This window comes from Streptomyces sp. H27-D2 (assembly GCF_035828615.1).
Lineage (GTDB): Bacteria > Actinomycetota > Actinomycetes > Streptomycetales > Streptomycetaceae > Streptomyces.
Window position 1 is genome coordinate 43527 of the sequence record NZ_JAYMZR010000019.1, and the last position, 26151, is coordinate 69677.

The following is a 26151-nucleotide window of genomic DNA, read 5'->3' on the forward strand; positions in this document are numbered from 1 at the left end:
GGCTGTCGAGGGCGCATGCCGAGATGTCTACCCCAGTAGAATGGCTCTAGAAATGGGGGGCGGCCGGAGAGCTTATCGCTGGCCACCGTCAGGCCGCCCGGCAACCGTGGATATCTTTGACGATGTGCCAGCGGCTGAGTATACAAGACTGGCCTATGCGGCCGAGCAGAGCGACCTGAACCACCAACGCAAAAGGCGCAGCCATGAGTAATCCGCGCGCGGTGACTCCGCCGGTGACTGACGCTGTGCGGACAGAAGCGGCAGCACGCCCAGGCGCCTGGGTGTACGCAATCGACCCATTCTTCAGCCCCACGGGAAATATCCCCCCATACGGGATCATTGGTGCTTGGAAAGTTGACGCTCACGGCCAGGTCACAGGCGAATTCAAACACAATCAAGGATATCGCCCATCACCGCGCAGTATTGGATTGGCCGATCCAACCGATGCAGTGGACTCGGCTATTCAACTTGCCGCCACTGGATACGGAAATAATTCAGCGGTCCGTGTCGCACTCTTGAATTCAGTTGTTTTCCTCGTTCCGGAGACTAATTCTGGAGCAGCTCCCTCTATCGAGGGAATTGAAGGTGGGATTACTTCGGTGTATACGAGCGAGCAGCATGCGCCGAGTTCGGCACCACGGCTCAGGCGAATTGATTTTCGCATTCTTCTCGCAGAGCTTCCCGACTGCTCGATTTTGAAGCTGAACCCTGGCAGTTCGACATCGGTTCAGCTGCCTATTGCAGATATGCGCCGAGCCGCAGGGCTCTGACGGCCGGGCACGCAGAACCCTCAGGACGGGCCCCGTGACCAATGACCTATCGACGACTTGGTAAAGTTCCCGGAGCTGCGATCGAAGGGGACGAACCTGCAGTGACTCATGAGCCATCGCATGCCGTGCTGGCCAGGCAGCGCTTTCGGGAGTGGCTGCAGGAAGAGGACCCGGGTGGGCTGGACGTCATCGGCCTCGATCTGAGTGGGGCGGACCTGTCGGGAGGAGACTTCTCGGAGTCTTGGTTCACCGATACAAAAATGGTCGACATCAAGCTGATCGGCTCCGACCTTTACCGATCCCACGCTGAAGGGGCCGATCTCTCCGGTGCAGATCTGACCGAAGCTTCTCTCGTACGCGTCAACTTCGACGACGCACTGCTACGCGGCGCAAATCTTGACAGAGCGGACCTCGTCAAAAGTTCCCTCTGCGATGTCGATGCCTCCGGCGCGAGTCTTCGCGGTACGCGGATCATGGGCGCATCACTGCTCGATGTGAACCTCTCTGGCGCAGACCTCTCCAACGCGATTCTGCAGGAGAATTCATTCAAGGTGAAGTTGGATCACGATACGATCCTGCGAGGGATGACGGGAACGATCTTCGGCCCGGTACAGCTCTTCGACAGGGGAGTGATTCGCGAAGTCGGAGGCGCCGAATTGGAGCGATGGATTCAAGAGAAGGGCGGCGAAGTTCGCGTACTGCCAAAGAGATAAGGGAAACAGTGCGGCCGTTCAACGATCAGGTCTTGGGCCTCTGCGGCAAGATCGCCCTCAGCCCGCTCGCCATCGCCTGCCTCGCCTACGACGCGGGGTTCCCGATCGAGGTCGGTCCGATCGTTATCTAGGAGTCGGTGCATGTACCGGCAGCTCAGAAGGTTGATCACAAGTGCAGGCGCATTAGGCAAGTGCCGCCCGTTCGCTTGCGGCGGCGAGTGCTTCGAGCGAACAGCGCCCTGCCAGATGACTACTTGGCGGTCCAATAGCCGAGGTCATTCCCGCCGGCGTCCGCCGCTCGCCGCACGGCATCCGGGGAACCCAGCATGCCGTGCGGCAGATAGCCGGACCGGACGCCCAGCTCCCACCCGTGCACCTGGACCGCAAGGGCGGCCAGGGCAAGAGTGCCGAGCGGCAGCAGAGTCCTGGGGGCGGGATCGCATCCCAGGCTCTCTCGGTGTTCGATGAGCCGGGCCACGAGTGCCTGCTCAAAGGCGTGCTGGTCGTCGTCGAGGAGTACGCGAAGGAGACGCTGGTCCAGTGTCAGGGGGCTGGCTGCGTCCAGTTGTCGGGCCGCCTCGGCGCGCGCGTCGGCGTCCGGCTTGCACAGGGTCACGGTGGGCCAGTCGCGGGGCAGGTGCCCGCGTGCCTGGGTCAGGTAGCTGCACAGTGCGTCCATCACGGCAAGGTCCGCCCGGTCCGACGTCGAGTTCAGCTTTGAGTACGGCACCCCGTCGCGGATCGCGGGCGCGTAGTCCCGCAGCAGCAGACCGATCACCCGCCGCCATTCCCACACCAGGCCGCTGACCAGGCACATCGCAAACGCGTCGACCCATGTTCTGGCCGTGGGGGCCTGCTCGATGACGTCACCGAAGGTGATGTAATCGCTGCTGAGACTCTCGCCGATGAGCGGAAAGACGATCTCCTGGTCACCCTCGGGGAAGCAGCCAACGCTTAGCACCCCCAGGGAGCACTCTGCCGCAGTCCGCAGCGCCGAGCGCGATGCCTCGTCGAGCGCGGGATCCTCCACGGTGCGGGCCGCGATGTGGTCGAGGAGCTCGTCACGCATCTCCTGCAACCTCTCCGGGGCCGGGTCGTCGTAGCGCATCCAGTGCCACCGCCCCCGGGTCCGTCCGCTGATGTCGTCGAGTGCCTGGGCTATGTACTGTCCGCTGACCTCGTGGCGCGTCACTTCCCGCACGGCTGCCGTCCTCTCATGATCTTCCCGGCCGGATGCGGCACGCTATCAGCGGGCTCGGACATTGCCCCGGGTCCAGCCGAGAGACCCGGCAGCAGCAGGGGCGCTGAGTGGGCGGTTCCGGATAGGAACGCGGCCGTCGCCAACGCGCCTCACACCCCCCGCAGATATTTGTAAGGCATGTCCCTGAACAGGGCACTCGCCTCACATGCCTGATGCTTGACCGGGACCCGAGATAACGGCTACCTGCCCGGTGAGCTGCTGAACCGCCTGGCTCGGCGAGTTCGAGGCTAACGCGGCAGGGGGCTGACGTCCTGCGACTACAACAGTCAGCTACTGGAGTCGGTGCGCCGACGGTTGCGGGATGCTTTGTTGTCCAGGGCACAGCGGCAATGGCGGTCGGCGGATGAGCGGCTGGGGAAGACGTTCGCCGCGATTGCGATCGTGGCGGAGCTGGCCGGGCATCCTGCTCGGCCCAGCCCGCACCCACGTACGCAGCGTCTCGTGGTTGACCCCCAGGTCGTTGGCCACCGACGCGTACGTCCCATCCGGGCCGGCCTGGTACAACGCGACAACAGCCCGGAACTCAGGCGAGTACTTCAGCGTCCCCAACGGGAACTCCTGTCGTATGGATCTTCACGATCCAATGATCAGGGTGTCTACGATCCAGGGTCGATCCCGCCATCCCGCGCATCCGTCACGACCGCTCCCCCGCCGCCGGCATGCCCGCCGCCCCGCACCGTGACCGGCTCCGCCGCGTGCAGCCGCAGGGCCGGACCGTCGGCCAGGCGGATGACGACGGCCAGCCCGCCTGATGCGTACCGCTCACTGCGCACGCTGCGGACCATTCGCCAGGTGCCCCACACCCGTACGCACTGACCGGGCAGGACGGTCACCGCCGCGACCTCCGTCTGTGCCGGTACGGGGACCATGCCGGGTGCCAGCAGTTCCGCCCAGACCGTTTTACCGATCCCGGCCGGCCGTTCGTCCACACCCCAGCGGTGAGCCAGCGTCTCCACGAGCAGGAGCCCGCGACCCGCCGTGTCGAACCTGCCGGGCCGCTGCACCTCGGGCCGCCCCGCTCCGGCGTCGCTCACCTCCAGCCGCAGCAGCCCGCCCCGTTCCCCACACACGATGCGTACGCCCACCAGCCGGTCTTCCGGAACGCGCACCCGCAGGGCATTGGTCACCAGCTCCGAGAGCACCAACTCCCCAGCCTCAGCGACCTCTTGCCCCGCCCGCCACTCGCCGAGCTTGGCGCGCAGGACGGCTCGCGCTCTGGGAACGCTGCTGCGGCAACGAGCAAGCCTGAAGTTCACTTCGCACGGTTCATCCATCACAGCTCCCAGGAGGTCGGTGTTCGGCTGGAATCCCGTGCCAGAGAGCGCAGTTCGCATTGCGGGACACCGTGGCCATCACGAGCAGGATGGGCGAGCATCACGCGAAAATGCAACGTTGCCGATAGATGTCACGTCTTTTTTCCCTCTTTCGAGTAACCTCGCCCCATCGGAGCCGCCACTTTGCTAAAGGTGTTCACATGCATACGAAGAGCACCGCCGCGAACCCTTCGACCGTCCTCGGCCGCCAACTCGGCGATGAACTCAGGCGATTGCGAGAGACTGCCGGGCTGACCACCACGCAGGCCGCCGTGGCTCTCGATTGCACCAAGGGCAAGATCAGCCGGATCGAGAACGGCCGCGTGGCGGTCCGACTCCCCGACCTGACGGCGATGTTGCACGCGTATCAGGTCTCGGACCACGAGATCCGGGAACGGCTGAGTTCGCTGGCGCGCAAGGCCAACCGCAGGCGCAGGGAAGGGTGGTGGAACCAGTACGGCGATGTACTCGCCGACACCTACCGCGACTACATCGCCCTGGAGGCCATGGCGGGGACCATCCGCACCTTCCAGGCGCAGCTGGTTCCCGGCCTGCTCCAGACCCCGGAATACATTCGAGCCGTGACAGTAGCCTCCCGTCAGTGGCAGACAGCAGACGAGATCGAGAAGTTCGTTCAGGTGCGCCTCGCCCGACAGGAACGCCTCCTGGATGACAACCCATTGCAGCTGTGGGCCGTGCTCTCGGAAGCCGTACTTCTCCAGCAGGTCGGCGGGGCGCAGGTGATGAACGCGCAGCTACAGCGCCTGTTGGCCAGTTCCGAGCACCCCAACGTGACCGTCCAGGTGCTGCCGTTCTCCCGTGGGGCCCATGCGAGTATGTTCGGCCCGTACGTAGTGCTGGGTTTTCCGGAGGAGGGGGCGCTCGGCGTGGTGCTGGTGGACAATCCGTCCGGCTCCATGTGGCTGGAGCGGGAGACGGATGTCTCCCGTTACCAAGACCTGTTCGACGCCGCGCGCACATCTGCGCTCTCGCCGATCGAGTCCCGCGCTGTCATCCACCGCAGGGCCAAGGAGCACGAAGCATGAACAGCGCACACCGCAGCACGCCGGATCTGTCGGGCGCGAGGTGGCGTACCAGCACGTACAGCGGCGGCAACAACGAGTGCGTCGAGGTCGCCGACAACGTCCCCCACCTCGTCCCCGTCCGCGACAGCAAGCGCCCCGCCGGCCCCGTCATCTGCTTCGGCCGTGACGCCTGGCGCGCATTCGTCAGCGAGCTGGCCTGAGGCCGCCCCGCCGAGGGGCGGGCGACCCTCGGGCCGCCCCTCCCTGAGTCCAGGCTTGCGTCCGCGTCGCCGTGGCACGCAGCAGCACAGCGCGCCACCGCCCGCGTACCGTGGTGCCATGAGCGCACAGCCCGAGGTTCACCCAGCGCGGTCTCCGTAACCGGTCCAAAGAGATCATGGATGCCGTCGAGGGCGGGCGGTCGTTCACCGTGACTCGTGACGGCCACCAGATCGGTGAGCTGATTCCGCTGCGGCGGCGCAGGAGGTTCATGCCCCGGGACGAGTTCGCCGGCATGTCGCGTACCGCTCCCGGCATCTCCTTGGAAGCCTTCCGCGCGGATCAGGACCGTACAGACCAGGGAGCAGCCAACCGTGTCAGCCCAGGATTACGACAGTCAGCTGCTGGAATCGGTGTCCGTACGACGCCGACGGCTGCGGGATGCCCTTCTGTTCGGTGGGCAGCGGCAGCGGCGCTCCGTGGATGAGCGGTTGGGGAAGGTATTCGCCGGGATTGTGATCGTGGCGGTGCTGTGTGCCGGGTGCGTGGGGTGGTCGTTCATTTCTCACCGGCTCATCGGGAAGAACGCGCCTGGGCCTGCGGTGCAGCGTTCCGCGCCCTCCGTGACGCCCTCCGTGACGCCCTCCGCTCGATGATAGGTTCGAACGCGTGATATCTACGGGGTCCCCGAGCCGTACAGCGCTGAGCCGGGTGACTCTGGTCGGTGAACAGCGGCGGGTCGACCTCGTTCTGCCGGCGCAGGAGCCAATCGGCCTTCTTCTGCCCGAGATTATGCGGCTGCTGGACGACAAGCCCTCCGGGCAGCCCCTGCTGCGCCATCTGGTGACGACTGACGGTTCCGCGTTGGCGCACGACAGCACGCTGGAGTCGGCCGGTGTGCCGGACGGCGCGGTGTTGCGGCTGGTGCGGGTGGAGGACGCCCCGTCGGCTCCGGTGGTGCATGACGTCACCGATGAGGCCGCCGACGATCTGGACGTACGCGCGTGGCGGTGGCGGCCCTCGGCCCGGCGCGTCGTGGCCGGGCTGGCCACGGTGTTGTGGGCGCTGGCGGCCGGGGTGCTGGCTCGGGGGGAGTTCTCATTCTCCGCCGTGGGCGGTGCGCTGCTGGTCGTCGCCGTGACCTCGGCGCTCGTCGGGGCGCTGCTCGGGAGGGTGGGGAAGCGGGGGCTGGCCTCGACGCTGATCGTCACCGCGGGAGCGCTGGGCGTGCTCGGCGCGTGGACGCTGGCCGACGCGCAGGTCTGGTCGGGTGCGGTGCGGCTGGCCGGCGTGGCAGCGGCCGTGGTAGTGGCCCTGGTGCTGCTCGGGTTGTTCTCGCCGCTGGGGCGGGGCGGGCTGGTCGGCGCCGCGGCGGTGGCCGGCTGTGTTGCCTGCTGGGAGATCGCGGTCGCGTTCCAGTCGGCTGCCGTTCCGGTCGTGGGGCAGGCCCGCGCGGGCGCCCTGCTGGCCGTGGTGTCGGTGGTCATGCTGGGGGTGTTGCCGCGGCTCGCGTTGATGACATCCGGGCTGTCCGGGCTTGACGACCGCCGCTCGGGCGGGACCTCGGTGAGCCGGTATCAGGTGGCTACCGCCCTGGCGGCCACGCATCGCGGGCTGGCGCTCGCCACGGTCGTCATGGCCGTGTCCGCCGCCGTGTCCGGCATTCTCGTGCTGCGGACGCCGACGGTGTGGACCGTGCCGCTCGCGGTGGCCGTCGCCGTGGTGCTGGCGCTGCGGGCGCGGGCCTTCCCGCTGATCGCCGAGGTGGTGGGAATGCTGGCGGCCGCGGCGGTCGTGGCCGTCCGGCTGGTCTGGGTGTGGCTGGAGCGTTCCGGTGCGTCGGGGCCGTTGACCCTGCTGGTGGTACTGGCACTGATTCCGCTCGCGGTGCTGACGGTTCAGCCCGCTGAACATGTGCGCGTGCGGCTGCGGCGGTTCGGGGACGCACTGGAGTCCGTCGGGGTGATCGTTCTGTTCCCGTTGGTGATCGGGATGTTCGGTGTGTACGGGCGTCTGCTCGGCACATTCGCGTGAAGGTGCAGGCACGGGACATGGCTCAGAACGACTGGCAGCACGATGTGTTGCGGGAGTTGAGGCAGAGCGGCGTTCCCGCGACGGACGCCGTGCCGCAGGTGGCTCGCTCCGAACCGGCTGACGCACCGGTCGCACCGGTCGCACCGGTCGGCGGACACGTCGGCGGACCGCCCGTCGCTGCTACGGATCAGCCGGCGAGCCCGCCGCCGCGCGCCGTGCCGCCCGTACTTCCCGCAGCGCCCGTACCTCCCGCAGCGCCCGTACCTCCCGCAGCGCCCGCAGCGCCCGCCGTCCGGCCGAACCGGGCCGCGCAGCTGCCGATGGTCACGCCGGAGTCGCTCCCGACGATCGATCCCCGGCTGGCCGGCGCCCTGGGGCGTCCGCTGCACGGGGATTCGCTGGTCCGGCGTACCGGGCGCACCGTACGCAAGCTCACCGCGTCCGCCTCGCAGGAAGTGGCCGAGGAGTCCCGTATCGCCCAGGAGTTGCAGCAGCCGGTGACCACCGGGCGGGTGATCGCCGTCACCTCCATCCGGGGCGGGGTGGGCAAGACCACGGCAGCCGCCCTGCTGACCCGTACGTTCAGCCACTACCGGCACGATCCGGTGCTCGCGCTGGAGGCCGACGCCGCGCTGGGCACTCTGCCGGTACGGCTGGGCGCGGAGTCGGTGCGCTGGTCCTGTGCGGAGCTGGCGCGACTGCTCACGCCCTCGATGCAGTTGACGGACATCACGGGCTACTTGGTGCCGCTGGCGGACGGCGGCTGGCTGCTGCCCGCGAGCCAGGGGCGTGTCGGTGCGCCGCTGGACGTGCCGACCTACCGGACCGTGTCGCTCGCGCTCCGGCGGTACTTCGCGGTGACGGTGGTGGACTGCGAGACGCTGCCGGGCGAGGTGGCGCGCACGGCGATGGACACCGCGCACGCGCGCGTGATCGTCGCCCCGATGACCGCGGAGGGCGTGAACGGCACCCGCGTCGTGCTGGACTGGCTGGCGCGGCTGCCGCATGCCGCACTGTCCTCCACCGTGGTCGCCCTGACCGCGAACTCGCCCGACCTGGCACTTGACCTGAAGACAGCCACCGCGCATCTGCGGGAGACAGGAGTCACGGTGGTGTCCCTCCCCTACGACCGGCATCTGGCCGGCGGAGGCCCCCTGCACACCGCCCTGCTCGGTGCGGCCACCCGCCGGGCGGCCACCCGGCTGGCCGCCGAGGCGATGACGAGGGCGGTGCGGGTGCGATGACCTGCTCACTGATCCACCGACCGGCGCGCTCCACCCGGCCGCTCGCGCCCGGAATCTCCCGCGCGATCGAACCGCCGCCGAATCTGCCCGAGGGCAAGATGGGTGGTGCCGCGACCGCGCTGCTGCCGATGGCCGGCGTGATGAGTTCGGTCGTGATGATGACCGTGATCCGCAACAGCCAGTTCGCCGGCCTGGGCGCCGTGGTGCTGGTGGTCGCGCTGCTGGGTGCGATGGCGCTGTTCTTGTCCCAGCGGGGCAAGGCGCAGCGCACCCGGCGCACGCAGCGCGAGCGGTATCTGGAGTATCTGGAGGAGCTGCGCGAAGAGCTCGGGGCGGCGGAGCGGGCGCAGCGCCGGGCGGCACGGCTGCTCAGCCCGCCGCCACAGGCGCTGTACGACCTCGTGAACGACCCGGCACGGCTGTGGGAGCGCCGCCGCGCCGACGCGGACTTCCTGCGGATCCGGGTGGGCACCGGCGACGTACCGGTACAGGAGCTGACGATCGGCCAGAACAGCGCCGGGGGTGTCCTGACCCCGCCCGACCCGTTCATGCTCAACGAGGCCCGGGCCCTGCTGACCCGGTTCGGCACGGCGACGGACTTTCCGCTGACGGTGCCGCTGGACAGGGCGGGGAACATCAGCGTCGTCGGAGACCGCGACGGCGTGCTGCGCGTCGCGCGGGCCCTGTTGATCCACAGCGCGGCCACGCACGCACCGGACGATGTGGCGTTCGCGTTCGGAGTACCGGGCGAGCGGCTGGCGGAGTGGGAGTGGGTCAAGTGGCTGCCCCACGTGCTGGACGCCCAGGAACTCGACGGGCCCGTCGCCGCGCGCCGCATCGCACCGAGCCTGCCGCAGCTGGCCCGGTTGCTCGGCGCCGATCTGCGGCTGCGGGCGTCGTACGCCGCGGAAGTGCGCCGGGGTCTGTCCGACAGGAACGCGCTGAAGCTCACCGGCCGGCTGCTCGTGATCAGCGACGAGTACGGCGGCGCCGCCGCCGAACTGGCCCGCCCGGATTCGGCCGTCGCCCTGGCGGACATGGGCGTCACCGTGCTGCACTTGCTGGAGCAGCAGGTGCACGAGCCCGATCAGGTGACCGTGCGCATCACCGTCGAAGGCGACCGGGTGACGGTCGAAGACCTGCGTACGCCTGAGGTCCAAGCCGCGTACGGGACGTCGGACGCGGTGAGCGCCCCGGGCTGCGAGGGGCTCGCGCGCATGCTGGCCCCACTGCGGCTGTCGGCGGAGTCACTGGCCGAGGGCACCCCGGTGTCCGGCGCTGTGGACTTCCCCAAGCTGCTGGGTGTCGATGATCCGGCGGCACTGGATCTTGAGCGGCTGTGGGCGCCGCGAGGTGACCGGGCGTTCCTGCGGGTGCCGATCGGAGTGAACGACAACCATCAGCCGGTGCTGCTGGATCTGAAGGAGTCCTCCGAGCTCGGCATGGGGCCGCACGGACTGTGCGTGGGCGCCACCGGTTCCGGCAAGAGCGAGCTGCTGCGCACCCTCGTCCTCACGCTGGTCGCCTCCCACCCGCCGGAGGATCTGGCGATGGTCCTGGTCGACTACAAGGGCGGCGCGACGTTCGCCCCGTTCGCGGAGCTGCCGCACGTCGCCGGTGTGATCACAAACCTGGAGAACCAGGCCGGGCTGGTGGAACGGGTCCACACCAGCCTCGCGGGCGAGGTGAAGCGCCGCCAGCAGGTCCTCAAGGACGCCGGGAACATCGCCGACATCGGGCACTACGCGGCGCTGCGCGCCAAGAACCCGGAGCTGGAGCCGCTCCCCCACTTGTTCGTCGTCATCGACGAGTTCGGTGAACTCCTCACCGCGAAACCCGACTTCATCGACCTGTTCCTCTCCATCGGCCGCATCGGCCGCTCGATCGGCGTGCATCTGCTGCTGTCCAGCCAGCGCATCGAGGCCGGCAAGCTCAAGGGCCTGGAAACGTACCTGTCCTACCGGCTGGGCCTGCGCACCTTCTCCGCCGACGAGTCGCGCACCGTCCTGGACACCACCGACGCCTTCCACCTGCCGCCGCTGCCCGGCTTCGGCTATCTCAAGGTCGACACCTCCACGTACGAACGCTTCAAAGCCGGATACGTCTCCGGCGTCTACCGGGGCCCCGCCCTGTCCGAGGCGGCGGACGAGGTTCCGCTCGGCCGGCCGTACCCCACCTTCAACACCCTTTCCGCGACCGGGGCTCAGAGCGCTGGGCAGGACTCCGGCACCGGTCCCGCGATGCGCGAGCGGGAGACCGGGCCGACCGTGATGTCGGTGATGGTCGGCCAACTCCGCACCGCCGCCGAGCCGGTACGCCGGGTGTGGCTTCCGCCGCTGCCCGGCGCTCTCACCCTCGACGCCGCCGCCGGACCCGTTCAGGTCTCCGGGCGCGGGCTCCAACTGGCCCACCGGCCAGGACCGATGCGGGTGCCGCTCGGTCTGCTCGACGACCCCGCCCGGCAGTGGCAGGGACCGTGGACCCTCGACCTCACCGTCGCCGGCGGGCACACAGCCGTCATCGGCGGCCCCCAGGCCGGCAAGACCACCCTGCTGCGCACGCTCGCCCTGTCGCTGGCCATGACCCACACCCCGGACGAGGTCGCGCTCTACGGACTCGACCTGGTCGGCGGCGGACTGTCCGCGCTGGCCGGGCTGCCGCACGTCGGCGGCATCGCCGGGCGGGCCGACCACGAGCGCACCGCCCGTACCGTCGCCGAGGTCCGCGCCATGCTCGGCGCCCGCGAAGAGCTCTTCCGCGAGCACGGCATCGACTCCGTCGACCAGCTGCGCGCCCTGCGCGCGCAGGGCGCGCTGCCCGAGCTCGGCTCGACCGACGTCGGGCTGCTCATCGACGGCTTCGGCGCGCTGCGCGACGAGTTCGCCGCTCTCGACGACGCCGTCACCGACCTGCTCAAGCGCGGCAGCGGCTACGGCATCCACGTGGTCGCGGGCATGCTGCGCTGGAACGACGTCCGCATCGCCACGCAGTCGATGTTCGGCACCCGCCTTGAGCTGCGCCTCAACGACCCGGGCGACTCCTCGATCGACCGTAAGCTCTCCGAAACCCTCGCCGCCGACACCCCGGGGCGGGTGCTGACCGACGGCAAACTCTTCGCCCAGGCCGCGCTGCCCCGGATCGACTCCGTACCGGCCGTCGGCGGTCTCGGCCCGGCGCTGGAGGACGCGGCCCGGACGATCCGTGCCACCTGGCACGGCGAACTCGCGGCGCCCGTGCGGGTGCTGCCCGCGCGACTGCCCGCCGCGAAGCTCCCGCCGCTGGCCGCCGAGCCGAAGCGGATCCCCATCGGCGTCGACCAGGACGGCCTCGACCCCGTACTGCTGGACCTGTTCGCGCACGACCAGCATCTGCTGATCCTGGGCGACACCGAGTGCGGCAAGACCAACCTGCTGAAGCTCGTCGCCCGGCAGCTCATCGAGCGGTACGCCGACGACGAGCTGGTCTTCGCGGTCTTCGACCCGCGCCGCGGGCTGCGCGGCCTCATCCCCGAGCCCTACCGCGGCGGCTACGCCCACAACGCCAGGATCGGCTCGGCCCTCGCGGCCGGCATCGCCAAGGAGCTGGAGAAGCGGCTGCCCGAGGAGAGCGCCGACCATGACACGCTTCCCGACGGCCCCTCTTTCAGCTCTTTCAGCGGTCCGCGCATCGTCATCCTCGTCGACGACTACGACATCCTCACCACCGCGGGACAGCAGCCCCTGGCGCCCTTCCTGCCGTATGTGTCGTCCGCGCAGGACATCGGGCTGCACTTCGTCGTCGCCCGCCGCGTCGCCGGGTCCTCTCGCGCGCTGTACGAACCGTTTCTGACCACCCTGCGTGAAAGCGGCACCGCCGCCCTCGTCATGACGGGCGACCGTACCGAGGGCCAGCTCTTCCCCGGCCTGTACGCCACCGCTCAGCCAACCGGCCGAGGCTCGCTGGTCCGCCGGGGCCGGCGCCACCAGCTCATCCAGACCGCCCTCGCCCCGGAAGCCCCGGTAGCTCCGGAAGTCCCGGAAGCCCCGGACCGCTCAGAACCGTCAGGACAGGCCACGTGACCAAGGACGTCATCGCCCTCACCCCGAAGATGCCCGACACCTGGGCGCTGCTGGCCGGGCTGTACGCGGGCGGCCCCGATCTGGACGTGACCACCGCCCACGACGGGGCCGTCATCCAGCTCTGCGCGCCGGGCGGTCGTCCGCTGGTCTCCGTGGAAGCTCCGCTCCTCGTCCAGGTTCCCGGCGAGGCCGAACGGCTGCTGGGGGTCCGGGAGGCCGAAGGCCCCTACTGGTGGACCGAAGCCCGTGCCTCCACCGCGGTCCCCGAGGCGGAGCGGCTGGCCGGATCGGTCGCCGGGCGCCTGACCGCCCTGCTGGGCGGCACCACCTGGCCCGCCGCGGCCGGCACCACCGACATCGTCCCGACCTCCGGGGAGGACGGTCAGGACTTCACCGCGCGCCCCACGTCCGGCGACGCTCAGCCCGCCGTGGACGTCCTCACCGACACCACGGCCGTCGTGCTGGCCGACCGGCCCGTCGTCGCCCTGACCGCCTGGCTGTCCGACATCCTGCGTACCACCACCAGGAGCGGCCACGCCCTGCAGATCGTCACCCCGCCGCACGCCCGCCTCAGTCTGCCCCTGCGGACCGTGCTGGCCGGCGCCCCCAACCGCTGGGTCGTCCAGGACCCCGGCTGCGGCTACTACGACGGCCTGTCCGGTGCCGTACTGCGCTGGCAAGACGGCACCTTCGCCCCGGCCCGTAGCGAAACCGGCGAATCGTCCGTGGCCGATGCCTTCAGCGGTACGGGCCCCGGCGTCGAGCGGCAATTGATCGTCGCTTTCCGCACCCTGCACGAGCCCGACGCCAACCTCGTCCTCGGCCGTGCGCTCGACACCGCCTGGACGGCGCTGACCGGTGCGTCCCCGGCCGGCTGGGGCACCGCGGAACCGATCAACCTCCCCTGGTCAGTACGCCAGTTGACCGGCCTCGCCCGCGACCGCGCCCCCGAACCCACCCATCTACTCGCCGTCGGACACCCCGACCGCCCCGCTCTCGCCACCCTGCGCGTCACCCGCACCAGGAGCGGCGTCGCCGAAGACATCACCCTCGCCGTCGGCTACGGCCCGGACGAACCCCCGCCCATCGAAGCGGTGCAGCCCCTCGCCGAGGCCCTCGTCGCCGGGCACGGCCTCACCGCCATGCTCGCCACCCTGCGCCGGGCCCGCCGGGATCTCACCGTCCCTGGGCACTTCGAAGCTCCGCCCATCCCGCTCTCCTTCACCCTCGGCGCCACCGACGTACGCGACATCGGCCTCACCCACGCGCGCCGCCCGCCTCTGGACCTGCACCCCGTCCAGCTCGGCCCGGCCGCACGCCCCGCCCTCCACTACCCTCTCGGCGACGGCTCCGACGCCCAGGCGTGGACGGTCTTCCAGCGACTCACCACCCACCTCGGGGCCGTTCAGGAGGGCTGACGATGGGCCGTCCGTTCACCTGATCCGATCCCCGCGACCCTCACGCGGTCCGGGCCCGCCGCGCACAGTGCGGGCATACGTGTCAGCCGCGCGGGCTGACGATCTCGAACCCGGCGTCCCTGCCCGCGTCGGCCAGCCGGTCGTCATACGTGGCCAGGCCCGTCAGTTCCGGGCCCAGAACCCGCGCAGTCGCCAGATGAATGGCGTCCAGCGAACGCAGCATGCGATCCGGCTCATTCATCGCCGCGTCCACGATGTCGTCATCGATGCTGATGAAGTCGAAGGCGAGCAACAGATCCCGCGCATCGGGCAGCAGGGTCGGCAAGACCCTCGCGACCGCCCGCATCACTTCGATGCGGAGCAGGGCCGAACTCACCCACGTGGCGCCGGCGGCATCGTCGTAGAACTGCGCGAACACCTTGGAGTGACTCTCCTCCACCAGCAGCTTGAGAGCGGCGGAGGTGTCGACGTAGTACAGGCTCACCAGGACTCTTCCTCCCGCAGAGCGGCCAGCGCGTCGCCCAGCCGGTCTTTGCCGTCACCGGCCCGCATGCGCGGGCGGAACCCGGGGCGCACTGCGGGCCGAACCTTCCCCTCCGCAGCGAGACTGTCCAGTATCGGCGTCACCTCCCGCTCCTCCACAGGAACGATCCGCGCCACCAGCCGACCGTATTCCGTCACATCGATCGTCTCGCCGTGCCGGACGCGCGCCAGTACCTCAGTCGTCTTGTGGCGCAGCTCCCGAAGCCCCACGGCATGCTCATTGAGGGTCGCCATGGTTTGAATGTATCACAATTTTGTTCACACAATTGGCCCGCCGCCTGCGCCGAACCCCACCCCGTTGCTGTAGCTACATTACGTAGGTACATTTGTCTCCATGGAAACGATCGGGCTTCGTGAACTCAACCAGAACCCGTCCAGAGCGGTGGCGCTCGTGAGGTCCGGGGTGCCGATACTGGTCACCGACCGCGGCGTTCCGGTCCTGCGCATGGTGCCTGAGACCGAGACTCCGGACCCGCTGAGGCGGATGCTCGAATCCGGCGATGCCACTCCCCCCGCCGAGCAGGGCATGCCCGATCTCGCACCCGAGCTCGCCCCGGAGCTGCAGAGCCTCTCCGACCTCCTGCTGTCGGACCGCGAAAAGGAGCGCCGACGTTGATTTACCTCGACTCCTGCGCACTCCTCAAGTTCATCAAGCCGGAGAAGGAATCAGAGGCTCTGCGCGCATGGCGGGCGGCCTTGCCGGAGAAGACCGAGCTCCTCACCAGTGATCTCACCCGACTGGAGATCACCCGCACCTTGCACCGTGCGGCAGTGGACCCGCAACGGGTGGCCCACTATGTCGGGCAGGCCGTTCGAGGCGTCCATCTCATCGACCTCACCACGACAGTGCTGGCGCGCGCCATGGCCTACCAGACCCGCAGGCTCGGCACGCTGGACTCCATCCACCTGGCGACCGCCGACCCGTTCCGGGTCCCCCTCACCGCGTTCGTCACCTATGACCATGAACTCGCTGCGGCTGCCGCCGACTTCGGACTTCCGGTGCACGCGCCCGCGTAGTCACCCCTGAACGGTCAGTCCGGCAGTCCGGCAGTCCGGCCCGGCGAGTCGCCCGCTATCCGGCGAGGTCCGCCAGCAGGGCGTCGAGCACTGCTTCCTCTTCGACGCGCACCCCGAACTCAGCGAGTGCTACGGCCAGTTCGGGATCCCAGGGGGTCGCCGCCGGCGTGCCCGCCAGGCGTTGGGTGCCGGCTGCGGCGACCACCTGCCTGTAGTCGGCGGCCGCGTACCGCCACGGCTGCCATGGCACGTGGCGCAGCAAGCCCGCCGCGATCCGCAGACCTCCCCAGTCGAAGTCGCCGTGGTACAGCAGGGGCGCTCCTTGGGCGTGCGCGTGGCGCAGCAGGGTGAGTGCGGCGGCCGAGGGCTGGCCCTGGACGCAGACCAGCGGCGGGCATGCGGCGCCGTACGTTTCGGCCGCCGCCGCCAGCACGGCCGGGTTCTCGCAGATCCGGACAGTCCCGGTCGGCATCTTCAGTGCGTGGCGGGAGAGTTGACGCAGCGTCAGCACTGCCGGTTCGCCCGCGTCTGCCATCCAGTCCAGCCAGGGCGCTCCCCGCAGGTTCAGGGTGAGTACGGTCGACGACACCTCGTCCTTGAGCAGGCCGGCGGACGCCCATGCGTCGCGGCGCCACTGCGCGCCGGCGCCGTCGGGGAAGCCGGTCAGCGCTCGGACGCCGGACAGCAGCAGGGTGGCGAGCGGCGTGCCGTCGTCCAGGGCGTGCGCGCCGCCGAACAGGCGGGCCGCGAAAGCGGGGAGGGAGACGGCGGGTTCGGACGGCAGCGCCCGTAGGGCCGTCGCCGTCGCGGCGAGCAGTTCCCGGGCTGTTTCCGGGTCGCGGGCGAGGCGGCGGACGACGCCGTCGCGGCGTAGTCGGGCTGCCCAGTCGGCCAGTCGTTCGGTGCCGAGCGAGTCCAGGGGGGCGTACGCCTGTTCCCAGACTCGCGCCTCGCGGTCCCGTGTCTCGCGGAGCGGCACCACGGGCCCGGTGAGCGCGACGACCGCGGCCGCGAGGCCGTCGGAGCTGATGCCGGAGTGGCGCAGCATGCCGTCCACCGCGTCGAGTCGCACGGTCAGTGACCGTCCGCCGCGCGGGGCCCGGCCGAGCAGCCGCTCGGCCGCCGCCCGCTGCGCGTCGCTCGGTCCGGAAAGGGCCACCGCGCCGGTCAGCGGCTCCTCCCGTTCCATCCGTCGCCGCACCCGCTCCACCAGCCAGGACAACTCGGTTACGCCGAGGAGCCGTTGGAGGCGGTGGTGGTCGATCCGGGTGGGGCTCACGTCCACAGGGACTCCTGGCCGGGCCGGCCGGATTCGCCGGGCTGGGCGGGCAGCCCGGATTGGCCGGATTGTTCAGGCTGACCGGACTGGCCGGACTGGCCGGACTGATCAGGCGGACCAAGCTGACCGGGTACCGCGTGGCTCGTACGCTCCGGCTCCGCGCCCCTGGTCCGTGCGGCGCCGTCCCACTCCCACCGGGTCACCAGCACCGCCGCCACCTCGTCGGTCCGCGACAGTTGCGCGATCGCGACGCCGGGAACCTGCGGATAGCAGGCCCATTCGCGTTCGCTCGTCATCACCACGTCCAGATCGAACGCGTGCAGCAGCCCCAGGCACTTGGCGCGGGAGTCGTCGTCCACGCCCGCGAACGCCTCGTCGAGGGTGACCAGCCGGGGGGCGTGCGGGTTGGCGGCGGTCGCGTAGTGCGAGGACGCCGCCGCGAACAGCGGGACCGATACGGCGAGCACGCGCTCGCCGCCCGAGGCCGGCCCGGTCGCCGGGACCCAGCGGCCCTGCTGCCGGCGTTCGATGCCGAACTCGTGCCAGCTCCGGTAGTCCAGGGCCGCCGTCAGATGCTCCAGCCGGCTGCCCGAGCCGCCCGTGCCGCCCGCACCGTCTGTGCCGCCCGTGCCGTCATCGGAGCGGTGCCGCGCGATCTGCGCCTGCAGGAATTCGCCCACCGCCGCCCGTTCCTGAGGGGACCACGCGTCCGCCGACTGCCGCAGCCGCTCGCGCGCCTGCCCGAGCCCGGACGGGGCCTTGCGCGAGGGACGCCACACGAGTCGCAGTTGCATGCCGGTGGAGGTGGGCCGCTCCTCCAGCTCCGTGTTCATCGCCCGCACCTGCCGCTCGGCCGCCCCGATCAGCTCCTGAAGGGTGCCCGCGACCTCGGTCAACAGATACGTTTCGAGGATCTCCCGTTCGTGGGCGGAGAGAATCCGCTCCAGTTCACCGACCTCGGCGGCGAGTGCCCGCGCCAGTTCCGGCACGGCCCGTTCCCGCCCCTGGTAGACGATGTCGACGACCATGCCGTCCTCGACCATGCGTGCCGAGGCGGTGTGCCCGTGCCGGGACAGCGCGTCCTGGAGCTTCTTGTACTCCTCGCTCAGATGCCGCTGCACGCGCTCCCACGCGCCGTCCGAGTCGTCCGTCCTGGACAGTTCGGCCTCGATGGAGCGGGCCAGGGCGACGGCCGGCTTCGCCGCCCACTGGGCGCCGTCCGATTCGGGTACCGGCAGCTCCGGGAGGGCGACCGCGAGCAGCCCCGTCGCCGCGAACCGCGGGAGTGCGCCGATCGCCTCCGCACGGCTCGCGGCGGCTTGGTCCATGCCCTGTTCCAGCTGCTCGATGCGGCCCTCGGCGCGGCTCATCCGCCGGTCCGCCGCGGTGTGCGCCTCGTCCGTCCGGCGGCGCTCCCGCCCGCACTCGTCGAGCGCCCGCGCCGTCTCGCTGAGCCGCCGCTCCAGTTCGGCGACGGCTGTGCCGACCGTGGAGCGCAAGGTGGTGTGGTGTTCGTCAGCGGCTGCGGCCGCGCGGGCCGCGTCCTCGGTACGTACCGCGAGCTCGGCCGTCCTGGCCCCGGCCCGCTCGGCCTCCGTCCGTTCCTCGCCGGCCGCGTGCGCCGCTTCGGTACGTTCCCGCAGGGCGGGCCAGAGGGCCGCGAGGGCGATCGCGTGGTCGGCGAGCGCTTGGCGTACGGCCGCGAGCCCAGCGCGGTCGGCGGGAAGGGCCAGGTCGGAAGCGGTGTCGGTGAGCACGGTGGCCGTCTCGGCGGCGCGTTCCGCCGTCGTGTTCAGCTCGTCCGCCCGTTCGTCACAGCGGCCCTGGGCCCGGCGTGCGGCGTCGGCCGCAGCCGCGGCGCGGGCGTACGCCTGCCGCAGCGGGGCCTCGTCGGGGACGGCCGCGAGCTCCGCGTCAAGGGTGCGCCGGCGGGCGGCCACCGCATCGGACTCGGCCGCGGTTTCCGTCGACTTGCTTTCCAGGGTGGCGAGTTCGGTGTGCAGTACGGCGATCCGGGCGCGCCGCGCCTCCTCGCGCGCCCCCTCGCCCAGGTACTCCGCGGTCTCCTTGGTCCAGCTTCCGGTCAGCGCACCGACCCGGAACCGGCCGTCCGCGGCCACCCAGGTATCCGGGAGTCCGGGGGTCGCCCCCGGGGGAAGCACGGCGCCGGCCTGCCCGAGGCCGATCGCGGCGAGCAGCCGCCGCACCGCCTCCTCGCCGACCGCCGAGGCCCGTGGGTCGCCGTGGTCGACGGCCGGGCGCAGCACCTGAGCCAGCGAGCTTCCGGGCGGCGGACCGCCCGGCGCGAGGAGCACATCGTGGCTGTCCGCCGCCAGGGCGACGCCGTCGGGCAGCACCCAGGCGTCCAGCAGCCCGGATGCCTCCAACGCGGCCTCAAGGCCGGTCCGTTCGGTGCCGGTGAGACCTTCGCGAAAGTCGACCAGTCGCCACAGCGGCCCTCCCGGCATCCCGTCGCGCACCCCGGCCGTGCGGGTGTGCGGGGCCCGGGGGCCGCGCTGGCCGCCCGCGTCCAGCTCCGCCAGCTCCCGCGCCGCTTCCCCCCGCCGGCCCTCCAGGGCCGCGCGGCGCTGCGTCAGTGCGGCGGCCCGGTCGGCGAGCTCGCCGCTCAGCAGGCGGTGCGCCCGCGCCGCCTGCCGGCGCGCCGGGAAGGGGCCTTCCAGGTCCGATACCCAGTGCTGCATCAAGTCGAGCAGACCGACCGGGTCGTCCACCGCCAACTCCGTGCACGCGTCCAGGTGTTCGCGTACGAGGTCCGACAGCTCCCGGCCCGCGTCGGCGGCCCCCCGCTCGGCCTCCTCCTGTCGCAGCCGGGTGTGCGCGAGCTCCTGCTGCGCCTCGTCGGCGCGGCGCGCGGCGGCGCGCCGTTCGGCCGCCGCGTGTTCGGCCTGCTCGGCCAGCTTCTCCAGATGCTCGACGGTGCGGCGCCTGCGGTCGGCCGACTCCTCAGCCGCGCGCCGCAGTTCGGGCTGCGGCGCGCCCTCGGTGCGCGGCTCGCCGTCGAGCGGCGCGGCCGAGGCCGCCGTCCCGGCCGCGGTGAGCGTGTCCGCCAGCCGGCGCTCGGTGGCGCTCAGCCGGTTCTCGGCGGCCTCCAGCCGCCCCAGCGCCCGGGTGTGCTGCACCGCGGCCTGCTCCCGGTCCGACTCGGCGCGGGTGAGCGCTTGCGCCGTACGGACGGCTTCGGCGGCGGCGTGCTCCAGCTCGCGGGCGCTGCGCATCTCGGGGCCCGCGCGCAGCGCCGCGTCCTGCGCCTTGAGCCGCGTCCCGCTCTCTTCCAGCGCCGCGATCCGCTCGCCGGCCGCCGCCCGGTCCCGCTGGGCGTCTTCGCGCTCGGCCCGCGCCTGGGCCAGGTCCCGGTGCAGCTGCTCGTAGCGGGCGTGCTCGCTGCGCGGCAGCCGCGCCCGGCGGCGGGAAGCGACCTGGGCGTAGCGCCGGTAGTGGTCGAGGAAGGCGGCCGCCGCCCGCTCGGCCTCCGCGGCGGCCCGCAGCTCCTCCTTCTCCTCGTCCAGGGAACGGAACGCTTCCGCCACATCCGCGATCACCGCCTGGTCCATCGGCGGCAGCGCCTCGGTCAGCGCCCGGGACAGCGCGGCCTCGTTCGGCCGCTTCGACAGCTGCGGCTGGCGCAGCTGGACGAGCAGGTCCACCAGCGCCGCGTACCGCTGCTCACCGAGGCCGAACAGCGCCTCGTCGACCGCCCTGCGGTACGCCTTCGCCTGGTCGTACACCATGCCGTGCCCGGCGACGGCCTCCGCGAGACGGTCCCTGGACAGCGCGGTCCCGGTCGCGTCGAGCAGCCGGAGCCCCTCGCCGATCCGCTGCTCGGTGACGGCGTACCAGTGGCGGGCGATGCCCCGCCCGGCCACCGCCTTCAGCCCGCACGCGAGCGTACGGAAGTGGGCTCTGCCGCTCTCGTCGACGCGGCCGAACTCGATCCAGGTGTAGCCGAGCCGCTCCGGGTGCGGATGTTCCCCGCCCAGCAGCAGGTTCCACTCCATCCGCTTCTTCGGGTCGCCGTCGGGCTCGACCCGGCGCGCGCTCAGGTCGCCGTCGAGGAGGAAGGGAAGCGTCAGGGCGAGCACCTTGGACTTGCCGGTGCCGTTGTTGCCGCGCAGCAGCAGCCGGCCGTCCCGGAACCAGAATTCCTCCTCGTCGTAGTAGAAGAGGTCGACGAGCCCGATGCGCAGGGGCTGCCAGCGGCTGCGCGCCGGTGCGGGGAGGGTGGTCAACGCTTCCTGGCCTTTCGCTGGGTGGGGAGGGCGCCGGCTTCCAGGACGACGGTCTCGCCGACGGCGTACCGGGCGAGGGCCGGGCGCGGTGCGATGCCGCCGGGCGTACGGGTCACCAGGCCGAGGGCTGCGAGCTTCGCCACCGCCCGTTCGACGAGTTCCGGCTCGGCGCCCGGCTCCTTGGCGGTCTTCGACCAGAATCCGCCGTGTTCGCCGGCCAGTTCACGAACGCGCCGGCGGAGGTCGGCGGTGCTCACCGGCCCGTCGGAGGCCGCGAGATGCTCGGCGAGCAGCAGCGTGATGTGGCCATGGGTGCCCTGCTCCGGCATCCGTACGTCGGTGAGGTCGTCGAGGGGGTCCACCATGGCGATGCCTTCGGCACGGACCTCGGCGACCAGCCCGGTCAGTTCGCTGATGCGTGCCACGATGAAGGCGCGCTGCTTGGTGAGATACGCGAGTTCGGCGTCGGTCAGCTCGTCGTAGTAGAGCACCGGATCGTCCAGCAGGCGCCGGGTCAGATGCTGGCGGATGGCACGGAACCGCAGTTCGTCGCTGTCCAGCGCGGTCTCGGCGGCCAGTTCGGCCAGCCGCTCGTCGAGCCCGGCCGCCCGTACCATCGACGGGCCGCGGCGGGTGGCGAGCAGTCCGGCCAGTACGCGCCGCTCCACGTCGTAGAGCACATCGCCCGCCCCGCTGACGTACGCCTCCTCGTCGCCCGCCACCCGCCGCAGCACGCCGAGCCGCAGCAGGAGCCGTACGACCGCGGCCAGGTCGAGGCGCTCGTCGCGGCGCTCCAGGGTGAACTCCACGCCGGCGGCGACGAGATGCGGGTCGGTCGCGTCCAGCATCACCTGCTGGGCGAGACGGCCGAGGGCGATCTGCGCCTCGCCGCGTTCCAGGGCCGCCAGCGCCAGGCAGAGCAGAACGTAGCGGCGGCGGGTGAACGGCGCGGCGGCGCGGGTCGCTTCGCGCGCCGGGTGGGTGGGGTCGGTGAGCAGCCCCGGTGTCTTGCGCAGCCGGGCCGCCTCCGCGTCGACCCGCAATGACCAGCCGGTGTTGCGGTCGAACCAGTCGCGCAGTTCGGAGGCGTGCCGGCGCGCCAGCCGGAACTCGTCGGCGTGCGAACCGTGCGCGAGCAGCAGCGGCTCCTTCAGCAGGGCGCGTGCGGCCCGCCGCAGATCGGCCGCGCGCTGCCCGTCCAGGACCTCGGCCAGCGGTGTGGTCATGCGAGCACCGTCCTCATCGCTCGTCCGCCATCGGGGTTTCCCCCGTCGGCTCTGTCGGGTCCGTCGGCTCCGTCGGGTCCGTCGGGTCCGTCGGCTCCGTCGGCTCCGTCGGGTCCGTCGGCTCCGTGGGCTCCGTGGGCTCCGTGGGCTCCGTCGTCGACTCCGCCTGCCCGGTCGCCGGCTCCGGTGCCAGATCGATGATCTCGACGGCGTGGTCCGGGCCGCGGAACACTCCGCCCGGCGTGCGGATCTGTGCCTGCGCGGCGTCGGGAAGGGCCGTCAGGCGGATCTCCATCGAGCCGTCGTTACTGGTCGCGACGGTCCTGGTGGTGCCGGGTCGCCAGGTGGCCAACGCGTCCCCGAGGAGTTGCAGAAACATTCCGAAGGCGATCGGATCGAGTTCGCCGAGCCGGGAAAGCCGGGTCTCACCGCGCGTCGCGAGCCGGGCGCGGGCAGCGGCGATCTCCGCTGTCTGCCGGGCGGCGAGCGCGGCGAGAAGCTGACGCCCCGCGGAGCGGTCCTCGACCTTGCGGGCCTTGCCGCGCCGCTCGTAGCTGCCGGTGCGGCGCAGCTGTGGGCTGATCCGCAGCGGTTCGGCGTCGGCCCACGGTGTGCCCGCCGGTTCGGGCCGGGCCTCGCGCGCGGCGAGGGTGTCGGCGTCGACGGTGAGGTGGCGGGAGGGGTAGAGCCCGAACGCGACGCGCCACAGCCGGTGCCGCGCGTCGTCGTCCGGGGCCTCGGCGAACCAGCGGGCGAGGGTGCGGAAGTCCGCCGAGCGGTCCGAGCGCCCGGTACGGCGGTCGTTCAGCATCCGTACGACGGCCAGGAGTTGGGGAATCGCGCCGAGCGCCCGGCCGCGCAGCAGCCTCGCCTGCGACTCGCGCCCGTCGGCGGACAGGAACCAGGCGGCGAGCCCCGCCCAGCGCCCTGCCCACCGCTCGTAGGCGAGCTTCTCGGCGCTCCCGGCCTCCCCCGGTGTGGCGTCGGCGGCCTCGCGGGCGGCGGCGAGCCGCAGCAGCGGCTCCGCCCGGTCCTCCAGCTCCAGGATCAACTGGGCGATCCGGCTGCCCAGGGTGATCAGGTCCTGGATGAATCTCTCCAGGTACTGGATCAGCCGGTCCTTGTAGGCGATGAACTCCTCGACCTCGACCTCATGCAGGTCGATGGTGCGCTGCAGCGACCCCATGAACGCTCGCGCGTTCTCGGCGAGCGCCGCGAACCGGCTGGTCAGCGTATCCAGCGTGAGATACACCTTGGCGGGGTCGGGCTCGTCCTCGGCCCCGAGCACGAGCAGCGCCCGCAGTTGCGTGATGATGTCGTGCAGCGCCACGGCCTGGAGCGCACCGCGCCGGCCGAACGCCTCGTCGTACGCGCCCAGTGCCTCCTCCGCGGCCTCTCCGGCCCGGGTGAGCTGATAGATGAACCGCTTCCGGTAGAAGTCCTCGACCGCGGTGACCCGGGCGGTGTCCGGATCGGCCCGGAGATTCCCCCACTCGACCAGGCTGTCCAGCGCCTTGACCACCGATTCGACGTCTGCGGGACGCCGGTCGGGCCGCAGAGCGGCGTGCACGTCCTCGGGGCGCAGATGCACCGCGAACCGCTCCTTGGCGGCGATGAACGCCCCCATCACCTGGCGGTAGAGAGCGGAATTGGGCACAGTGAGGTGCGCGAAGGGGGCGTAGTCGGTCAGCTCCGGACCGTGAGGCGTCGACGTCATCGTTCGGCATTCTCCCCGATGACCGCGCCGTCCGCGGGCCAGGGCCAAGAGTGAGCAGAACATCACCGAATTCCGGCACGCCTGGGCAGGGCAGGGCGTCGCCCGGCTACGGCGGGTCGCACCCGGCTACGGCAGGCCGCACCCCGCCTCGATCGACCCGGCGTCACCCGACCCGGCGTCACTCCTCATCAGGCCAGGCCGACACGTAGCTCCCGCCCTTGAGGACCTCCAACTGGAGTGCCCGCGCCGGGCATTGGTTCACCGCCGATACGGCGTTTCCGCGCGAGCGGGGCGGCACGTCGACCGGGAATCTCGCGGGGTAGCCGTCCGCGGCGAGCGTGATGGCTTCGGGGAGCGCACTCGCGCACAGGCCGGTTCCGACGCAGCGGGTCCGGTCCACCCGCAGCCTTCCGGGACGCTGGGATTCGGAGGGGGCGATGGGCAGATGGCCGATGACGGGGCGTCCGCAGCCGACGCCCTGGAGGTGGGCGGCGAGGTCGGCTGAGAAGACGGTCAGCGCTGTTCCGATGAACTTCCTTGCCTGTCGGGCGTGTTGGCAGATGGTCGGGCCGTCCAGCGCCGCCAGGCCGCTGTTGACGACATCCAGCGGCCCTTGCCCGCCGTCGGTGACCAGCCGGTGCAGGGCGCGGGTCACGGCGGCGAGCTCCCGGGCGCAGCCGCCGCAGCGGTTCTCGGGCAGCTCGGCCAGCCGCCCCGCGACCCGGGACAGCTCGCCCAGCGGGCATGTGGCCTCCGGCAGGGGCAGGATGGTTCCGTCGCCGAGTTCCCCTCCGTGCTCCTGCACCGAGTCGTGGGACGCCACGGTCTCCGCGGCGGCCCGCGGCGAGAGCCAGCCGCCCCGGTAGCCGCCGACCAGCACGCCCTGGCCCGCGCCCAGCGCGCAGAACTCCAGCAAGTAGCTCAACGGCACGCCGCTCGGCGTCTCCACGATCCACTTGTCGGCGAAGGCGAGCAGCATGGTGCCCGGCTCGGACGCCATGCCGGTGGCACCGTAGACACAGGGTCCCAGCCGGACCGCGACGGCGAGTTGGGCGAGTGTCTCGGTATTGGTGCAGAGCGTGGGCTCGCGGGTCGGCCGTCCGTCCCCTCCCCCGGCGCCGCTGCCGCGCCCGGTCGGGCCGCTCGCCGATACGGACAGCGACAGCTCGTTCCCCAGCGGCTGCCGCTCGGCGATCGCCGCGTGCAAGGACGCACGGGCCTGGCCCGAATCGGTGAAGACGTCGACGCGTTTCGCACCGATGGCCCTGGCAACGAGCAGCGCGCCGTCCAGTACGAGGTGTGGTGTCCGCTGCATCAGCATCCGGTCCTTCGCCGCGGAGAGTTCGTCGAGGCCGGTGTGGACGGCGACCGCGGTGTGCCCCGCTTCGGCGGCGGAGTCCAGCACGCTCTGGAGTTCATCGGCGAAGCGCTGCGCGTCATGGTCCCGCTCCCGCAGGTCGATGCTGCGGCTGATCGCGAGGATCTCGCCGACCTGCAGGCTCGGCATGACGCCGTGCACCGCGTTGTGCCGGCCGTGGTCGAGGCGGTCCCGGTCCTCCAGCCCGGCCAGCAGGCTGGGCGGCCCGAACGCGTACGCCGGCAGTAGCGGATTCACTGGCCGTCCTCACGGGGGGTGGCGGAGAGGGCAGGGGCTGGAGGAACGGTAGAGCGGCCCCGGATCGGGAAACGGGATTTGTTGCTGTCGGACAAAAACGCGGGGAAAGCGATTCGAGTGCCAGGCTCGGGAAGCTTCACCACTCACCCGCAAGCCGGAAGTCGGAAGGCCGAAGCCGGAAGTCGGTAGCCGGAAGTCGGTAGCCGGAAACCGGAAGAACAGCGTCGGAAGAACAGCGCAGCGCATGACCAGCTCGCCTTCATCGGCCTCCTCGGAGATGACGTCAAAAGACGTCGTCGCCGGTGGGACCACGTCCCGCGCCAGCGAAAGAGCCAGCCGTGCCAGCAGAGTTCGGGCCCCCGTACCCACACCGCCGCCCCATACCTGCCGACAGGAGTACGCCCCCTTTGAGACTCGCGAGGCTTGCGAGACTCGCGAGATTTGAGGGAACG

Annotated in this window: 20 protein-coding genes and 2 pseudogenes; 12 read left to right on the forward strand and 10 right to left on the reverse strand. The window is 71.1% G+C overall.

Translation table 11 applies throughout. The annotated features are described in order from the left end of the window. Window positions 1–281: 281 nt before the first annotated feature. Both QMK28_RS10620 and QMK28_RS10625 read left to right on the forward strand, forming a co-directional pair. Window positions 282–770 carry a type VII secretion system-associated protein gene (locus tag QMK28_RS10620; RefSeq protein ID WP_326436817.1) on the forward strand — a complete coding sequence of 163 codons (489 nt, stop codon included), beginning with the start codon at window positions 282–284 and terminating at the stop codon, window positions 768–770. Window positions 771–811: 41 nt separating this feature from the next. After that, on the forward strand, window positions 812–1483 hold the full coding sequence (locus tag QMK28_RS10625; RefSeq protein WP_326436818.1) for a pentapeptide repeat-containing protein: 672 nt from the start codon (window positions 812–814) through the stop codon (window positions 1481–1483). A gap of 250 nt (window positions 1484–1733) precedes the next feature. Here the strand turns inward: QMK28_RS10625 and QMK28_RS10630 are convergent, their stop codons facing one another. The 3 genes and pseudogenes from QMK28_RS10630 to QMK28_RS10640 form a co-directional block, all read right to left on the reverse strand. Then, window positions 1734–2684, reverse strand: coding sequence for an immunity 49 family protein (locus tag QMK28_RS10630; RefSeq protein ID WP_326436819.1), 951 nt, complete (start codon window positions 2682–2684; stop codon window positions 1734–1736). Window positions 2685–3170: 486 nt separating this feature from the next. Continuing rightward, window positions 3171–3293 (reverse strand): annotated as a pseudogene (locus QMK28_RS10635) (transposase); the annotation flags it as partial. A gap of 47 nt (window positions 3294–3340) precedes the next feature. Next, complete coding sequence (locus tag QMK28_RS10640; protein WP_326436820.1) at window positions 3341–4000, reverse strand: ATP-binding protein; 660 nt, start codon at window positions 3998–4000, stop codon at window positions 3341–3343. A gap of 218 nt (window positions 4001–4218) precedes the next feature. Between QMK28_RS10640 and QMK28_RS10645 the strand changes: the two genes are divergently transcribed. From QMK28_RS10645 to QMK28_RS10680, 8 genes and pseudogenes are all read left to right on the forward strand, one after another. Beyond that, entirely contained in the window at window positions 4219–5103 is an 885-nt protein-coding gene (locus QMK28_RS10645) for a helix-turn-helix domain-containing protein (protein WP_326436821.1), read from the forward strand. Then, a complete protein-coding gene (locus QMK28_RS10650; protein ID WP_326436822.1) occupies window positions 5100–5303 on the forward strand; it encodes a DUF397 domain-containing protein in 204 nt (67 codons plus the stop codon). The genes QMK28_RS10645 and QMK28_RS10650 overlap by 4 nt, the downstream gene beginning before the upstream one ends. Window positions 5304–5421: 118 nt before the next feature. Continuing rightward, window positions 5422–5788, forward strand: a pseudogene (locus tag QMK28_RS10655) (type II toxin-antitoxin system Phd/YefM family antitoxin). After that, on the forward strand, window positions 5676–5957 hold the full coding sequence (locus QMK28_RS10660) for a hypothetical protein (protein ID WP_326436824.1): 282 nt from the start codon (window positions 5676–5678) through the stop codon (window positions 5955–5957). The pseudogene QMK28_RS10655 and the gene QMK28_RS10660 overlap by 113 nt, the downstream one beginning before the upstream one ends. A gap of 55 nt (window positions 5958–6012) precedes the next feature. Next, window positions 6013–7335 carry an EsaB/YukD family protein gene (locus QMK28_RS10665; protein ID WP_326436825.1) on the forward strand — a complete coding sequence of 441 codons (1323 nt, stop codon included), beginning with the start codon at window positions 6013–6015 and terminating at the stop codon, window positions 7333–7335. Window positions 7336–7352: 17 nt separating this feature from the next. Further along, entirely contained in the window at window positions 7353–8579 is a 1227-nt protein-coding gene (locus QMK28_RS10670; protein WP_326436826.1) for a type VII secretion protein, read from the forward strand. After that, on the forward strand, window positions 8576–12637 hold the full coding sequence (eccCa, locus tag QMK28_RS10675) for a type VII secretion protein EccCa (RefSeq protein ID WP_326436827.1): 4062 nt from the start codon (window positions 8576–8578) through the stop codon (window positions 12635–12637). The genes QMK28_RS10670 and eccCa overlap by 4 nt, the downstream gene beginning before the upstream one ends. Then, window positions 12634–14055 (forward strand): DUF6177 family protein, encoded by a 1422-nt coding sequence (locus QMK28_RS10680; RefSeq protein ID WP_326436828.1) that lies wholly within the window; start codon window positions 12634–12636, stop codon window positions 14053–14055. Before eccCa ends, QMK28_RS10680 begins: the two co-directional genes overlap by 4 nt. Before the next feature lie 82 nt (window positions 14056–14137). Here QMK28_RS10680 and QMK28_RS10685 read toward each other — a convergent pair whose 3' ends face one another. Further along, a complete protein-coding gene (locus QMK28_RS10685) occupies window positions 14138–14539 on the reverse strand; it encodes a type II toxin-antitoxin system VapC family toxin (RefSeq protein WP_326436829.1) in 402 nt (133 codons plus the stop codon). Continuing rightward, window positions 14536–14832: a type II toxin-antitoxin system Phd/YefM family antitoxin gene (locus QMK28_RS10690; protein ID WP_326436830.1), complete on the reverse strand. Its 297-nt coding sequence runs from the start codon at window positions 14830–14832 to the stop codon at window positions 14536–14538. Before QMK28_RS10690 ends, QMK28_RS10685 begins: the two co-directional genes overlap by 4 nt. Window positions 14833–14932: 100 nt before the next feature. Here QMK28_RS10690 and QMK28_RS10695 point away from each other — a divergent pair, with 100 nt between their 5' ends. Together QMK28_RS10695 and QMK28_RS10700 are read left to right on the forward strand one after the other, a co-directional pair. Then, window positions 14933–15214: a type II toxin-antitoxin system Phd/YefM family antitoxin gene (locus QMK28_RS10695; protein WP_326436831.1), complete on the forward strand. Its 282-nt coding sequence runs from the start codon at window positions 14933–14935 to the stop codon at window positions 15212–15214. Further along, complete coding sequence (locus QMK28_RS10700) at window positions 15211–15615, forward strand: type II toxin-antitoxin system VapC family toxin (RefSeq protein WP_326436832.1); 405 nt, start codon at window positions 15211–15213, stop codon at window positions 15613–15615. Before QMK28_RS10695 ends, QMK28_RS10700 begins: the two co-directional genes overlap by 4 nt. Window positions 15616–15670: 55 nt before the next feature. On the opposite strand, the gene QMK28_RS10705 is transcribed toward QMK28_RS10700, so the two are convergent. The 5 genes from QMK28_RS10705 to QMK28_RS10725 form a co-directional block, all read right to left on the reverse strand. Further along, window positions 15671–16900 (reverse strand): TIGR02679 family protein, encoded by a 1230-nt coding sequence (locus tag QMK28_RS10705; RefSeq protein WP_326436833.1) that lies wholly within the window; start codon window positions 16898–16900, stop codon window positions 15671–15673. Continuing rightward, window positions 16891–21141 carry a TIGR02680 family protein gene (locus QMK28_RS10710; protein WP_326436834.1) on the reverse strand — a complete coding sequence of 1417 codons (4251 nt, stop codon included), beginning with the start codon at window positions 21139–21141 and terminating at the stop codon, window positions 16891–16893. Before QMK28_RS10710 ends, QMK28_RS10705 begins: the two co-directional genes overlap by 10 nt. Continuing rightward, window positions 21138–22367 (reverse strand): TIGR02678 family protein, encoded by a 1230-nt coding sequence (locus QMK28_RS10715; protein WP_326436835.1) that lies wholly within the window; start codon window positions 22365–22367, stop codon window positions 21138–21140. The genes QMK28_RS10710 and QMK28_RS10715 overlap by 4 nt, the downstream gene beginning before the upstream one ends. A 13-nt stretch (window positions 22368–22380) precedes the next feature. Beyond that, window positions 22381–24084 (reverse strand): TIGR02677 family protein, encoded by a 1704-nt coding sequence (locus QMK28_RS10720; protein ID WP_326436836.1) that lies wholly within the window; start codon window positions 24082–24084, stop codon window positions 22381–22383. A 178-nt stretch (window positions 24085–24262) separates the two neighbouring features. Further along, window positions 24263–25699 carry a ferredoxin gene (locus tag QMK28_RS10725; protein ID WP_326436837.1) on the reverse strand — a complete coding sequence of 479 codons (1437 nt, stop codon included), beginning with the start codon at window positions 25697–25699 and terminating at the stop codon, window positions 24263–24265. Window positions 25700–26151: the final 452 nt, after the last annotated feature.

Excerpts from the sequence above, each read along its gene's own strand:
- QMK28_RS10720 (WP_326436836.1), bottom strand. The coding sequence starts at position 24,084 with ATGACGTCGACGCCTCACGGTCCGGAGCTGACCGACTACGCCCCCTTC.
- QMK28_RS10715 (WP_326436835.1), bottom strand. The coding sequence starts at position 22,367 with ATGACCACACCGCTGGCCGAGGTCCTGGACGGGCAGCGCGCGGCCGAT.
- QMK28_RS10625 (WP_326436818.1), top strand. The coding sequence starts at position 812 with ATGACCTATCGACGACTTGGTAAAGTTCCCGGAGCTGCGATCGAAGGG.
- QMK28_RS10670 (WP_326436826.1), top strand. The coding sequence starts at position 7,353 with ATGGCTCAGAACGACTGGCAGCACGATGTGTTGCGGGAGTTGAGGCAG.
- QMK28_RS10695 (WP_326436831.1), top strand. The coding sequence starts at position 14,933 with ATGGAAACGATCGGGCTTCGTGAACTCAACCAGAACCCGTCCAGAGCG.
- QMK28_RS10645 (WP_326436821.1), top strand. The coding sequence starts at position 4,219 with ATGCATACGAAGAGCACCGCCGCGAACCCTTCGACCGTCCTCGGCCGC.
- eccCa (WP_326436827.1), top strand. The coding sequence starts at position 8,576 with ATGACCTGCTCACTGATCCACCGACCGGCGCGCTCCACCCGGCCGCTC.
- QMK28_RS10650 (WP_326436822.1), top strand. The coding sequence starts at position 5,100 with ATGAACAGCGCACACCGCAGCACGCCGGATCTGTCGGGCGCGAGGTGG.
- QMK28_RS10690 (WP_326436830.1), bottom strand. The coding sequence starts at position 14,832 with ATGGCGACCCTCAATGAGCATGCCGTGGGGCTTCGGGAGCTGCGCCAC.